Genomic DNA, 12,482 nt, shown 5'->3' on the forward strand with positions numbered 1-12,482 from the left:
AAGGTATTGGATTATCGGCAACGGCAGCGGGAGGAGAGGGAGAGAAGGCGGCAGGCAGAACAAGAACATCAGGCGGCTTATGCAGCTAAAATGCAGACTATGTATGGAAGCAGGGGAGCGGAGGAGCAGAGGAGCAGGGGAGCAAACTTGCTCAAATCCTCCCCTCTGCACCCCTGCACCCTTGCCCCCATGCCTAATTCTGCTCCGTCCAACCCCCCTGCTAATGAAGATGGAAGTAATAATCAGGGGGGTATGGACGGCGATGAGAACCAGAGTGATCTGTGGTGGGGAAGAGTTAAATATTATGCTGGGTTAGTGATTCAAAGGGTGGAGTATGGTGTGGAATCGGTTAAAGAATTCCTCAGTACCCTAACGAGTGATGAGCGTTGGGGGGTGATGTTGGAGTTTGATGAGGTTGAGCCTCTTAAATTTGGCCAGTTGGTTGCAGATGCTCCCGATTGGGTGCAGTGGATGGAATAATTTGTTGGGTTGGCAAGGCGATCGCGCTCTTGTCAAAGATGCAATCGCACTCAGACTGGTATAACAATTCAACTAGTTTGTTTATCAATGTCATTCCCCCTTAAGGCTAAGGAAATAGCACCAAGAGTGTGCGCGTTATTTGTTGAGGTAAGCTGTTCTTGATCTGGGGGAGCGCTATTGTGCGTTTTTACTTGTGAGCGTGAGGAATATTGCAAGCTATGGCGTTTTGCCATGAACTACGGCGGGTGTTAGACACATTAGCTGTGAGTACCACTTCTCCCTTCTTATTCACCGACCAGCCGCTTGCTTCTACAATGCGTTCTGGCATATTGCTAATTGGCTTAGTAATAACCGATGAACTGTTGCGTAGGCGTAGCCCGTCTTTGGCATCGCCTCTGGGCTTGAGTGATACCCAACCTACTTCTACTCCATCAGGAGCCGCAACATCCTTCGTAGGATTGGAAGGTAAACCACCGCGTCCGGTGATAATAAAACTGCTTTGAGCATAACCAGGAGTATCGCAGATTTGTACTACTTCAGGGTCTACAACTATTGTTGGTAAATCATCTAAACCGTTGTTAGGATCAATATCTGGGGTATTTAATGTGACACGTCCGGTTGCAACAATGTCACTTTCTGAGGTTTGCTGTTTCCGAAATTGACTGCCAAAAATACCCTCAGCATTAATCTGAATGTTACTACCAGGGCTTCGTCCAAAACCAGTTGCAACAATATCACTATTTTCTAAAGGGACAGTTACTAAGAATTTGGTATCGACGTTTATATTGCCGTCGAATCCATTATTGCTAGCAACGCCACTAGTTGCAGATATTAAACTATTACGACGCATCAGAAGTAGCTTTCCTGCAATTAGTTGAATATCTCCACCTTTACCTGATACCGATTCAGCGGTGAGTTTTCCTTGATTGTCTAAACGGATGTCAAGAACCTCAGCTAGTATTTTCCCAGCATTTCCTGGGCCTTGATTACTCACAGTCATCTGTGCCCCATCTTTGATTAGCAGAGTATTAGTTTTAATTGTCAAATCACCCGCATCCCCTGTTGAGCCTCCTTGTGCGTTAGCAAACAAGCCACTGGTAATGATAAACCCAACATCACTGCTTCCAATAATTTGCACATCTTGGGCATCAACAGTTAAATTTCCACCCTTGCCCGCACCATATGTACTAGCATCTACCCGTGCCCCATCTTTGATTAACAGAGTATTAGTTTTAATTGTCAAATCACCCGCATCCCCATCCCCTGTTAAATTTATTTGTACGTCAGCTAACCATGAATTATTTGTTTGTGCGTCAGCAAACAAGCCACTAGAAAACTGACCTTTAGCGCTTGTCCCAATAATTTGCACATCTTGGGCATCAACAGTTAAATTTCCACCCTTGCCCGCACCATATGTACCAGCACCTACCCATCCCCCATCTTTGATTACCAGAGTATTAGTTTTAATTGTCAAATCACCCGCATCCCCTGTTGAGCCTCCTTGTGCGTTAGCAAACAAGCCACTGGTAATGATAAACCCAACATCACTGCTTCCAATAATTTGCACATCTTGGGCATCAACAGTTAAATTTCCACCCTTGCCCGCACCATATGTACTAGCATCTACCCGTGCCCCATCTTTGATTAGCAGAGTATTAGTTTTAATTGTCAAATCACCTGCATCCCCTGAGCCATATGCGTTAGCAGACAAGCCACTGCTAGGCCAAGCATCAAAGTCTATTCCAATAACTTGCACATCTTGGGCATCAACAGTTAAATTTCCACCCTTGCCCGCACCATCTGTACTAACACTTACCTGTGCTCCATCTTTGATTAGCAGAGTATTAGTTTTAATTGTCAAACCACCCGCATCTCCTGAGCCATATGCGTTAGCAGATAAGCCAGCGTCAATAATTTGCACATCTTGGGCATCAACGCTTATATTTCCACCATTGCCCGCACCATATGTATTAACATTTACCCATGCCCCATCTTTGATTAGCAAAGTATTAGTTTTAATTGTCAAATCACCTGCATCCCCTGTTGAGCGTCCTTGTGCGTGAGCAAACAAGGCACTAAACCCATTATCATCGCTTCCAATAATTTGCACATCTTGGGCATCAACGCTTATATTTCCACCCTTGCCCGCACCATCTGTACTAACACTTACCTGTGCTCCATCTTTGATTAGCAGAGTATTAGTTTTAATTGTCAAATCACCTGCATCCACATATACACGAGCGCCTCTGCTTAGGAAAATATCACTTCTTTCTACACTACTGGGAAAATTCAAACTTAAATTATTACCGTATAAATTTAACCCAATTGTTCCCGCACCTTTTAACCCACCTAACTCGACTCTCCCACCAAAAGCATACAGACTTCCACCATCCATATTGATATCACCACCTACCAACAGCAAGCTCTTGCCATCTGGTACGCGCAAACCCGTAGCAGTAAACTCCGAAGATGAGTTTAAACCGGAGCTAGCAACTGAGTTATTTTGGATAGATGCAGTTTGAATTTGATTAAATAGGAATGCAGTTGGGTTGACCGTCAACAGAGATGGAGAACTTTCCAAATTGGAGGCACTGAAAAAACCTTGATTCCCAAAAGAGATTGCCGACGCTGTAGTCGCAACAAAAGAACCACCAATATTTAATTGAGCATTTTGACCAAAAACAATCCCATTTGGATTGATTAGAAATAGATTAGCATTACCATTAGCTTTCAGTAAGCCATTAATGTTAGAAACTGACCCACCTGTGATTCTACTAATAATGTTTTGAATAGCTGTATTATTGTCAAAAAAAGCAGTATTGCCAGCAGGGACAGAGAACCCCTTAAAGCTGTGGAACAAGTTAGCGCCAGCTGGTGTTCCTCCAGTAATGTTAAAGGTATCACCTTGTTTATTAACGTTAGAGTTAATAGGCAAAGTGCCATCCGAGCTAATTTGAGCGAGCGCACAATTCGCACCAGAAATGCTGGCACACATTGCAATACCCAAGGCGCTGCCCCAACGAGTTAATCTGCAACCAGACATTGCAACACTCCATAAATAGCAATAAAGTTTAGTCAATCACAAATTATGTTAATAGCTATTTAATACTTAACAATTAAATATAATTTGTGTTTGCGAAAAACTTGGTAATCTTTTAAGATAGCATCAGTAAACTCTATCGTATTATTAGTTTGTAGCATGAAAATTTTCTTGCGTATGACTAACAATTTCAATAACGTTACAGCCAGTTAGGTTAATTTTTTTATTGCTAAAATAAATGAAAAATTAATGGGTAGCGGTACGGCACATTCGGCTGGCTTAAAACCTTGGCAATAGCAATAATTGGCATAATCAAACTAACTATTAGCAGCACAATTAACAGAGGAAGACCAATAATTATAATAAATAAAAGCATAGATATAATTATATACATGTAAAATGTTACGTAAAAATTTAAAGCTTCTTTAGCATTTTCTTTAACTACTACATCTTCACTAATTAACAAAATTGCAATTGGTATTCCAATCGAAATTATTGTAGAGCTAAAAAAGATTGCTCCATGACTTAGAGCAGATAAAATTTTGCGTTGCGTTAGGTCTTCCATGTGATTATTATTTTTATTAGCGAGGTATTTTAAAAATAAAAATATTTTGAAAAATCTATAAATCTTTGAGTATTAAATTGGATTTGAAAGTATAGACCCAGCAGCCTTAACTAAAACGTATTAAATAACGCCATTAAACTTTACAAAAGTCTTCTCCTCATAGAAGTTATACATATCCATGTACTATGACATCAATTCAAAACTCAGATTTTTCGTAGAAATTCCAAACGTTTACAAAAGTTTATAAAACCATAGATGTCACTGTGATCGCACAGGACGGAAGCGAAAAGTTAAATCAATTCAAAAAATGGTCATGAGATTGACCCCAAGGCGATCGCACGACAATGGCTGAAGGAAGAACAGAAACAACGCAAGCACATAGCTCAACATTTTGAGGATTGACAACATGAGCGCAACATACCAAAAGCTTCTACAACAATGGGCGGCTCTCGCCCCTGATGAATGCTCTACTACTGACCGGGATTACAGGTTTAAAGTAAAAGTGCTGCCCGAAGTTGAAAAATGTTCTTTTGGCAATCCTTGGCGCTCGGTTACTTCAGAAAACCTTACTTGGCGGCTTCATGCGGCTGAAGATGTAATTCTCAGACAGTTGAATTTTGTTCTTCTAACAGTTTTATATCGCTGTTGTGACCGTCAGAGTAATATCAATTTCACTTTCTCCGCTCAAGGAACTATCGCTACAATCTGCAATGGGCTGAAGTCTCAAATATATCCACATCCGGCACTTGCAGCGTTGGATGCTTATGTTCAATTGTTGGCATTTTAAGAAGGCACTGCTATGAAAGCAATATCTGTGCGTCAACCTTGGGCAATAAACAATTCGCAATTCGCAATTCGCAATTCGCAATTATTAACTAGGAGTAAAAGAAATGAATCAACAACTTAGTATTGCCGATAGAACGAAAGCTTTGGCAATAAGAATAGTTAAAGCTTGTACTTTTTTAGATGAAAAACCCGGAGTTTGTCGAACATTATCAAAACAGTTACTCCGAAGTGGTACTTCTATAGGTGCAAACGTTAAAGAAGCTCAATCCGCCCAATCTGATAAGGACTTTCTGAGCAAATTAGAAATTGCGCTTAAGGAAGAAAGAGAAACTGAATATTGGTTAGAAATATTAATCGAGGCAGAATTGGTTGATAAAACTAAGTTTGAATCCTTACTTCAAGAAACTAGAGAAATTGGAAAAATCTTAGTTGCGTCTACTCGAAAAGTTAAAGAGAAAATCAAGCAATGAAATTAATTGCGAATTGCGAATTGCGAATTGCGAATTGTTTTGGTTGGGGGATGCCTGGGCAGTACCACTGGAAACTGGAGAATCCACGCGAGATTAGACCGATTCCCTACATTGGGCGGTTGGGGATTTTTGAAGTACCGGATGATTTGGTCATGGAGGTGGCTGCATGACTAAAACAGTCCCCATGATTCGCACACTAAAACACCTTGGGGCAACTAGGGAAGATATTATCGCTTTTATCGAAAAAGCGAAAACCAAAAAGCCATCACAAAAATTGGATGTCTGCAAAAATTTTGATAACACAAAATTAAAACCAGTTCTTCCAGATGATGCCCCGATCGCTGTAGTACTTTTCGCGGGTGGTGGCGGGATTGAAGCTGGGATGGTACAGGCTGGTATTCGTCCAGTTATCGCGGTGGAGTTTGACCCAAGCAAACCAGACTTAAGCAGGGCGATCGCCAAAACCCATCACTACAACTTTAGCGAGTATGGCTGTAAAATAATCCAACTAACAGTGCAAGAAGTAGCGCAGTCAGGATTTATTGGTTTTCCCCGCCCCGATTACCTCCATGCCTCCCCAGTATGCGCCAACGTAAGCCTTGCCCACACAGCTAAAGCGGGTAAGGGCGGCGAAACGGCTGACGATCTGAGTGCTGCAATCGCTGTAACAGAAGCTATCCGACAGTTGCAGCCACGGGTGTTCACGCTAGAGAATGTGCCGCGTTATCAGAACAGTCAGAGTTTCAGTATTATCCTGTCAGCTTTGGAGCAAGAGGGGTACTCGGTCAATTACAGCGTAGTCAGCATGGATAAATTCGGATTACCCCAGGCGCGTCGGCGGTTAGTCTTGATTGCTTGCCGGGATTTGACTATCTCATTACCACCTACATCTGACCCTATCGGTTGGCATGAGGCAATCGCTCATCTAATCCCTACGATGCCTGGCTCTCAACTACTACCTAAACAGCAGCAAGCTTTGGAAAAATTTTTAGCCAGGAATGCGCCCACACCACTGTTAATAGAAAGAGTTGGGGGACGTACACAGTCCAAATATAAACCTGGACATTTACCTTGCAATACCATTCTGCGGTCGCATTTCACAGATCACAAAGGTTGCAACCGTAGTAAGTTCGCTGATATCTGGTTGCCCGATGGTACGGTCAAATCCTTGTCAATTGCGGGAGCGGCGAAGTTACAGGGTTTTCCTGATTGGTATGAGTTTCCCAACGAGACTGCTACGGCGGGGTCAATTATCGGCTATTCTGTCCCTCCCAGTTTTGCAAGCCAATTATTCATGTCGGCACAAAGTTATAGCTATGTAGGCAATAGCTAAGGCTCTACTCCTTCATCAATCCAAGCATCAATTGCTGTTTTTACCTCTAATTCAGTCACGGCAGACCATTCTTTTTCGTTGATAGTTGTTTTAAATACCGCTCTTTTACCGTGACCAACTTTTTCCATTGAGTGTCCGCGATACACATTTTTAGGCTTAACCATTTTTTCTAATCATCTTTATGTAATATTATAAACTGTCGCTCAATAAGAAGAGTCGTTTGATTTCCTATAATGGCTGTTGATCGAGGAGATTATCATAGCTATAGTGTTAAGTTTGTAGTGAGGACATGGGATTAGTTAAATTAAGTTTTTTTTCGCGTATATAAAGCGTAAAAAAAGGTTTATTCGTTGAAAAGTCCGAGTATAAACGAGCGGTCGCTCGGAAGTGAAGTTATTCTAAATGTTTGACCGCAATGCCTGTAAGTTCATGTAATTGATTTGCAACAGATACCCGATGGCATTTTGCACTTTGTAATTCTGCACATAGTAAAAGAATAGTTTCCTTTTGCCCAATTTGAGCAATTTCTAATAATGCCAACGTTGCTTATTCTTGATTAGGAGGAATCCAATTTTTATTCCCAGATGTGTTACCTAATGCAGTTTGATACTAAGTTGCGTTCAGAGGTAGCATCCTGAGATGAGGAAAAAAAGTTAAAGAACGCAGGCGATCGCTATCAGAACAAAGCTCAACTAGCCCTGGCACAGAACCTCCTCAACTTGATCTAAAGTAGGAAAGACTTGATTATAAAAATGTTTTTCTCGAATATCTTCCCAGATGTGTTCAACAGGCATTAATTCTGGACTATGAGCGGGTTGAAAAATTAACCGAATATTTTCCGGAACTTTTAAAGCATTAGAACGATGCCAAGAGGCTTTATCTAACTGTAAAATTACAAAATAGTCGGCAAATTCTTGAGAAATCTGTGACAAGAATAAATTCATCATTTTAGTATTAGCATAAGGCAGAACTAGGCAGGTCATCTTTCCTAATTGAGGTGCAACTGCGGCGTAAGCATAAATGTGTTGTCTGACCTGCTGCTTTGGTACAGTTGGGCGTATCCCTTGTGGACACCAACAAGCTCGAACCTCCCCAATCCGGCCAAATCTGCCTTCATCTCCTGCCATTAATACTACAGGTCTAGTATCAGATGGGTTTCTTGTTTGATTAATTTGTTCTACTAACTGTGGAAAGTTTTTTTAAATTCATCAACAGCATTTGGGTCTTTTTTGGGATGAGTTGGTCTGGGGAAAATTTTGCGCCATTGATGCCGTTCTAATAGTCGATAAATTGTGGTCTTATGAACAGGAAAACCGCATTCTTTTTCATAGGCCAGTTTAATTTGCATTGCGGTTGCTATCTGACCATGACGCGCCTTTTCTTTAAAGGAATCTATCAGTTCTTTTTCTTGCTCCCAGCTTAGATAGCAATTATGTCTACCTCCTTTAAGGGGCGTTGATAACCCGGCTTCTCCTTGACGGTTGTATTGCTGAATTACTTTTCTGACAAATCCTTTAGATACTCCAACGTGTAAAGCTATCTCCGCCGCTGTTCTTGGGTCGGCCAGCGCATTATATATCACTGACCATTTTTGTCTTTCCCAATAAGATAATGCCGTCTTTACTTTCTGCTTTACCGTTTCTAAATCTAGATGAGGAAACGCTTGTGTCACTTGAGCCATATATACCCGTAAAGCTTCACTTCTTTTTCACCATCACTTTTTTATCCTACTACATCTGACTGCAACTTGGTATGAGAAATATATTTAACATTTATGGAATTACAAAGTTTGTCAATTGCTGTTCCATACCACTTTCTACTCCAAGCGCGAGGGGAAGAACGTACATCCACAACACAGTTGACATGAAACGGTTGGTGCCGGGGTTGGCGGCGGTGGGATCAGGCTGACGGTGGAATGTCTTGTGGGGGCGAGGGGTGGGCGGTTGGGTTTAATGATTAAGCAATCTCTTAAAAGACAAATAATTAAGCTAATTTATAAGCTTTGTTAAAGTAACAGACAGATAGTTAAATATGATTTTAAGTAACTAATCACTCAGTGTTTTGTAACCTCAAGGAGCAAGTGATGAATCCATTTGTCTCAAAAAGCATTTTTGTAGTAGGGATAGTCTTTTGGCTGCTGGTTAGAATTCCTTATCAACAAATCCAAAAACAGAACATCATTGTTGAGCAGAGAAAACCTCTTCAGGAAAAATTAGTGCGCCTTCTGCTATTAATTGGCATACTGTTTGTGCCTTTAATTTATACTTTATCTCCTTGGCTAAACTTTGCTAACTATCGATTACCAATCTGGGCAAATGGATTAGGTATGATGATTGTTGCGCTCTCTCTATGGTTGTTTTGGCGTAGTCATCATGACTTAGGGCAAAATTGGTCATCAACGCTACAAATTCGAGAAGGGCATACTCTATCCACCAATGGTGTCTATCAAAACATTCGTCATCCAATGTACGCCTCTGTCCTGTTATTATGTATTGCACAAGCACTTTTGCTGTCCAACTTTATTGCAGGTCTATCAGGATTCATTGGCTTTAGTATTGCTTATGCAACACGAGTTGGACAAGAGGAACAGATGCTACTGGATACTTTTGGTGATGAGTATGAAGCTTACAAGCAACGCACAAAACGATTAATCCCCTACCTGTTCTAATTCCTCAAACAGTTCAACCCAGTTCTCAATATCGTAAAACTGTCCTCACTAAATCTTCTACATTTTCATACCTGACTCGTTTTGTCCTGTTGAGCCTAAACCGTTAATTGAAGTTCTCAAGCGTCTGTGATATCGACAGTACAGCGAACCTTGGGAACGCCCCATTTAAATCCGCTTCACTACTCAAAAGCAGCATGAGTTTTATCGTGCGCGGTTGGTTTCGTCGCTAACTAGTGACGCGGCGAATTTCGCCAGCTTGGGCTTTATTTGAGCCTAATTTTGCTCTAATTCTCATTAGACACTAAATTCCCAAAGTTTGATATTCCCATCATGATCTCCAGATACCAAATATCTATTACTTATAGCTAATGAGCTTATTTCTGCTTCGTGAGCACCGGGAAATTCTTGCAAAAGTTCTTTGCTTTGAGTACACGAGATTCTGATATTTCCGTTTAGTGTAGCAGTAATAAGAATACTACCGTTATGATTTAAAAGAACGTTGGGGTCAAATGGGCCGCCATCCGATATTGGGGAAGCTTCAATTACTTGTACTCTTTTGCCACTGATCGTATCCCATAGATATACTTCGTTATCTCGATCTGATGCAGTAGCTAGAACCCTTCCTCTGTTGTCAATTGAACAGTAGCTCCATTCTCCATAATGACTATCACAGAAAGCTCTAATCAGCTTTGTAGAAGGCATTTCCCAGACTCGATTTTCTCCAAGTCCGAATCGTGCATACAACCGTTCTCCAGTATCATTAAATGCTAATAGCTCAAATTCCCAGAATCTTTCATCACTAATTTCAGCAATTTGTTTAAATGTTTTCAAATTCCATACAATTACTTTATTTGAGTAATTTATCCCCGCAGCCAAGTAATTAGCTTTTAGATTGAATGCCAAACATCCTACATTATCTGGTGTCTCAAAAGTTCGTAAAAGCTGATTAGATAAATAATTCCAGATTTTTATTTTGTTATCTGAGCCTGCACTGATTACATCACCCTTCTCTCCAATTACAACTGAACAACCATGACTCTCATGAGAGTAGGATGAGATCACCTCACCAGATAAAAGATGCCAAATACTTACCATTCCATCTCTTGATGAACAAGCAAGAATTCCTTGGGATTCATCAATAGCAATCTTTGTGATTGTGGTAGCTGAATTAACTACTTTATGCAAGCGCAAAACTTTAGAGAGTTTTAATGGCGATAAATATTTTTTTCTATCATCTTCAGATAGCTTGAGCCAAGGTGAGGAAGCTTTGTTGTCTAACCCATAAGAGAAAAATTCATCTTTCATAACTTGGTTTATTGGATTTCGGTTGCAGGCTTTCAGTAGTGCTGTGACACACCGCCGATGAGCCGTTTCATATAATTAATAACACAGCACAATTTAGTGGTACATGTTATCCCAATTTTCGCGGGAATAAAACCACTACATCAATGGTATTCATAAACTGACCATGCTACATATACGGTAATAATTATTGCGACAATGATTTTTACAATTTTTTCATTAGCCAAGCAAAGGAGTTAAACAATTCAAAATTAACGTCTTATCGTACTGGTCAAATCAAGCGCTGCGTTCATTACTGCTTTGTTCTAACAATCGCCTAACTAGTTCTTCCGTGCTGTCAATTGTGTGATCAATAGTTTTTATTACCCTGCTGACGCTTTCCTCCAGTTGTAGTTGAAAGTTTTCTTGCCTTTGGGCTAATTTGTCAATTTTCGCCGTCACTTGGGCGAGTGCCTCGCTATTATTCTGAATAAGTGCTTGAAGTTCTGTTTGGTTTACTGCCAATTGGTTAATTGCGATAGATAAATCTGCGATCGCGTTTGTGTTTACCTGCTGTTGTACTGCGTTAATAAAAGTTTGTTCTTCAATACGAGTCAGCGCTTGATCGTGCCGATTGACTGTTTCTGATGTGGTGGTAGCTATCTGTGCAACCTGTGCCATCAATGGAACCAACTGATTCAGCATTTGGGCATGGGTTGTCAGCATTGCCTCAAGCTGTTCGAGTCTGTTAAAAGCTGATGTTCCTCCATTTTGGTAATTTCCATCTGTCTGGCTCATGCAGTTTATTCCCCTCCAGAGATTTGTTGTTCTACTCAAGTGCAAACAGTACTCTCAAACGTTATGGGTCGGGCGCGGTTCTCTATTTCTGGTTGTCAAGATGTGCGACATTTGCACCCTCTCACCGTTAATGCTCAATTTGAATAATTCTTTGAAAAAGATAGCCACTTCCTCTAGCTGTCAGGATAAATTCTGGATTGTCGGGGTCATCTTCTAACTTCGAGCGCAACCTTGAGATATGCACATCCACCACACGGCTATCTGCGTGTTGTTCTGTACCGTAACCCCATACTTGCTGCAACATTTCTCCACGAGAAAAGGGTTTGCCTGAGTTGCTCACAAGTAACTCTAGCAAGCCATACTCTACGCCCGTTAATCGTATCCGCTCATCACCTTTGTAAACTTGTCGCCTGTTCGTGTAAATTTTGAGATTGTCTACTTGAATTACTCCTGAACTAGGAACACTAGCAGCACTTGAAGAACTTGCCCGTCGCCGCAATACACAGCGTATTCGCGCCTCTAGTTCCTTGGGAGAGAATGGTTTAGATATGTAATCATCAGCGCCTAATTCCAGCCCTGTGATTCGGTCTGCTACATCTGCCAGGGCTGTAAGCATAATAATCGGCACATCCGATACTTTACGTAATTCTTGGCACACACCATAGCCATCCAGTTTTGGCATCATCACATCCAAAACGATTAAGTCAGGCGAAGAAGAACGAAACACTACTAATGCTTCTTCACCATCGCAAGAGGTGACCACATCGTAGCCAATCATGGAAAGCCGCGTTTCCAAAATCCGGCGAATGCTTGCTTCGTCGTCTACCACCAAGATTTTTTGTTTATGGCTTTCCACGGTTTCAATACTTATGTGCAGATAGAAAATTATGATATTCGAGCAAGTCACTGTTGAAATGTTACTGCAACATAATTTTATTCCTGCTCATGCCAAAAAGCGGCTTGTCACTTACACATCGCTTTTATTTTGCCAGCAGTAAGTGAGCGCGCTTCAAGGGGCGACAAGAGAGCTAAAGTGCTTGCTGTATAAGCTTCATAGCTCT

At 41.1% G+C, this 12,482-nt stretch carries 14 protein-coding genes and 1 pseudogene; 6 read left to right on the forward strand and 9 right to left on the reverse strand.

What is annotated here, in order from left to right:
• Positions 1 to 480: pseudogene (locus AC5JL8_RS37910) on the forward strand (bifunctional DNA primase/helicase); the annotation flags it as partial.
• Positions 481 to 667: 187 nt separating this feature from the next.
• On the opposite strand, the gene AC5JL8_RS37915 reads toward AC5JL8_RS37910, so the two are convergent.
• Entirely contained in the window at positions 668 to 3,523 is a 2,856-nt protein-coding gene (locus tag AC5JL8_RS37915; protein WP_495884831.1) for a two-partner secretion domain-containing protein, read from the reverse strand.
• 226 nt (positions 3,524 to 3,749) lie between these two features.
• The gene (locus AC5JL8_RS37920; RefSeq protein ID WP_495884832.1) at positions 3,750 to 4,085 is read right to left on the reverse strand and encodes a DUF4870 domain-containing protein; all 336 of its coding nucleotides are present in this window, start codon (positions 4,083 to 4,085) and stop codon (positions 3,750 to 3,752) included.
• 406 nt (positions 4,086 to 4,491) lie between these two features.
• Here AC5JL8_RS37920 and AC5JL8_RS37925 point away from each other — a divergent pair, with 406 nt between their 5' ends.
• The 4 genes from AC5JL8_RS37925 to AC5JL8_RS37940 all read left to right on the forward strand — a co-directional run bounded on the left by AC5JL8_RS37925 (position 4,492) and on the right by AC5JL8_RS37940 (position 6,674).
• Positions 4,492 to 4,872 carry a hypothetical protein gene (locus tag AC5JL8_RS37925; protein WP_495884833.1) on the forward strand — a complete coding sequence of 127 codons (381 nt, stop codon included), beginning with the start codon at positions 4,492 to 4,494 and terminating at the stop codon, positions 4,870 to 4,872.
• Positions 4,873 to 4,975: 103 nt separating this feature from the next.
• Positions 4,976 to 5,341, forward strand: coding sequence for a four helix bundle protein (locus AC5JL8_RS37930; RefSeq protein ID WP_495884834.1), 366 nt, complete (start codon positions 4,976 to 4,978; stop codon positions 5,339 to 5,341).
• The gene (locus tag AC5JL8_RS37935; RefSeq protein ID WP_495884835.1) at positions 5,338 to 5,511 is read left to right on the forward strand and encodes a hypothetical protein; all 174 of its coding nucleotides are present in this window, start codon (positions 5,338 to 5,340) and stop codon (positions 5,509 to 5,511) included. The genes AC5JL8_RS37930 and AC5JL8_RS37935 overlap by 4 nt, the downstream gene beginning before the upstream one ends.
• Positions 5,508 to 6,674, forward strand: coding sequence for a DNA cytosine methyltransferase (locus AC5JL8_RS37940; protein WP_495884836.1), 1,167 nt, complete (start codon positions 5,508 to 5,510; stop codon positions 6,672 to 6,674). The genes AC5JL8_RS37935 and AC5JL8_RS37940 overlap by 4 nt, the downstream gene beginning before the upstream one ends.
• On the opposite strand, the gene AC5JL8_RS37945 is transcribed toward AC5JL8_RS37940, so the two are convergent.
• From AC5JL8_RS37945 to AC5JL8_RS37960, 4 genes are all read right to left on the reverse strand, one after another.
• Positions 6,671 to 6,838 (reverse strand): hypothetical protein, encoded by a 168-nt coding sequence (locus tag AC5JL8_RS37945; RefSeq protein ID WP_495884837.1) that lies wholly within the window; start codon positions 6,836 to 6,838, stop codon positions 6,671 to 6,673. The genes AC5JL8_RS37940 and AC5JL8_RS37945 overlap by 4 nt on opposite strands.
• Positions 6,839 to 7,067: 229 nt before the next feature.
• The gene (locus tag AC5JL8_RS37950; protein ID WP_495884838.1) at positions 7,068 to 7,214 is read right to left on the reverse strand and encodes a hypothetical protein; all 147 of its coding nucleotides are present in this window, start codon (positions 7,212 to 7,214) and stop codon (positions 7,068 to 7,070) included.
• Between the two features lie 152 nt (positions 7,215 to 7,366).
• Positions 7,367 to 7,846 carry an IS630 family transposase gene (locus AC5JL8_RS37955; RefSeq protein ID WP_495884844.1) on the reverse strand — a complete coding sequence of 160 codons (480 nt, stop codon included), beginning with the start codon at positions 7,844 to 7,846 and terminating at the stop codon, positions 7,367 to 7,369.
• Between the two features lie 8 nt (positions 7,847 to 7,854).
• Positions 7,855 to 8,355 (reverse strand): helix-turn-helix domain-containing protein, encoded by a 501-nt coding sequence (locus AC5JL8_RS37960; RefSeq protein ID WP_495884839.1) that lies wholly within the window; start codon positions 8,353 to 8,355, stop codon positions 7,855 to 7,857.
• 402 nt (positions 8,356 to 8,757) lie between these two features.
• Between AC5JL8_RS37960 and AC5JL8_RS37965 the strand changes: the two genes are divergently transcribed.
• Complete coding sequence (locus AC5JL8_RS37965) at positions 8,758 to 9,342, forward strand: protein-S-isoprenylcysteine O-methyltransferase (RefSeq protein WP_495884840.1); 585 nt, start codon at positions 8,758 to 8,760, stop codon at positions 9,340 to 9,342.
• Positions 9,343 to 9,636: 294 nt separating this feature from the next.
• On the opposite strand, the gene AC5JL8_RS37970 is transcribed toward AC5JL8_RS37965, so the two are convergent.
• The 3 genes from AC5JL8_RS37970 to rpaB all read right to left on the reverse strand — a co-directional run bounded on the left by AC5JL8_RS37970 (position 9,637) and on the right by rpaB (position 12,277).
• Positions 9,637 to 10,647 (reverse strand): WD40 repeat domain-containing protein, encoded by a 1,011-nt coding sequence (locus AC5JL8_RS37970; RefSeq protein ID WP_495884841.1) that lies wholly within the window; start codon positions 10,645 to 10,647, stop codon positions 9,637 to 9,639.
• A gap of 273 nt (positions 10,648 to 10,920) precedes the next feature.
• Positions 10,921 to 11,421: a hypothetical protein gene (locus AC5JL8_RS37975; RefSeq protein ID WP_495884842.1), complete on the reverse strand. Its 501-nt coding sequence runs from the start codon at positions 11,419 to 11,421 to the stop codon at positions 10,921 to 10,923.
• Between the two features lie 127 nt (positions 11,422 to 11,548).
• Positions 11,549 to 12,277 (reverse strand): response regulator transcription factor RpaB, encoded by a 729-nt coding sequence (rpaB, locus tag AC5JL8_RS37980; protein WP_495884843.1) that lies wholly within the window; start codon positions 12,275 to 12,277, stop codon positions 11,549 to 11,551.
• Positions 12,278 to 12,482: the final 205 nt, after the last annotated feature.

The organism is Mojavia sp. (assembly GCF_059505145.1).

Bases quoted from the DNA above. Each gene is read 5' to 3' on its own strand.
- AC5JL8_RS37915 (WP_495884831.1), bottom strand. From the start codon at position 3,523: ATGTCTGGTTGCAGATTAACTCGTTGGGGCAGCGCCTTGGGTATTGCA.
- AC5JL8_RS37920 (WP_495884832.1), bottom strand. From the start codon at position 4,085: ATGGAAGACCTAACGCAACGCAAAATTTTATCTGCTCTAAGTCATGGA.
- AC5JL8_RS37925 (WP_495884833.1), top strand. From the start codon at position 4,492: ATGAGCGCAACATACCAAAAGCTTCTACAACAATGGGCGGCTCTCGCC.
- AC5JL8_RS37930 (WP_495884834.1), top strand. From the start codon at position 4,976: ATGAATCAACAACTTAGTATTGCCGATAGAACGAAAGCTTTGGCAATA.
- AC5JL8_RS37935 (WP_495884835.1), top strand. From the start codon at position 5,338: ATGAAATTAATTGCGAATTGCGAATTGCGAATTGCGAATTGTTTTGGT.
- AC5JL8_RS37940 (WP_495884836.1), top strand. From the start codon at position 5,508: ATGACTAAAACAGTCCCCATGATTCGCACACTAAAACACCTTGGGGCA.
- AC5JL8_RS37945 (WP_495884837.1), bottom strand. From the start codon at position 6,838: ATGGTTAAGCCTAAAAATGTGTATCGCGGACACTCAATGGAAAAAGTT.
- AC5JL8_RS37960 (WP_495884839.1), bottom strand. From the start codon at position 8,355: ATGGCTCAAGTGACACAAGCGTTTCCTCATCTAGATTTAGAAACGGTA.
- AC5JL8_RS37965 (WP_495884840.1), top strand. From the start codon at position 8,758: ATGAATCCATTTGTCTCAAAAAGCATTTTTGTAGTAGGGATAGTCTTT.
- AC5JL8_RS37970 (WP_495884841.1), bottom strand. From the start codon at position 10,647: ATGAAAGATGAATTTTTCTCTTATGGGTTAGACAACAAAGCTTCCTCA.
- AC5JL8_RS37975 (WP_495884842.1), bottom strand. From the start codon at position 11,421: ATGAGCCAGACAGATGGAAATTACCAAAATGGAGGAACATCAGCTTTT.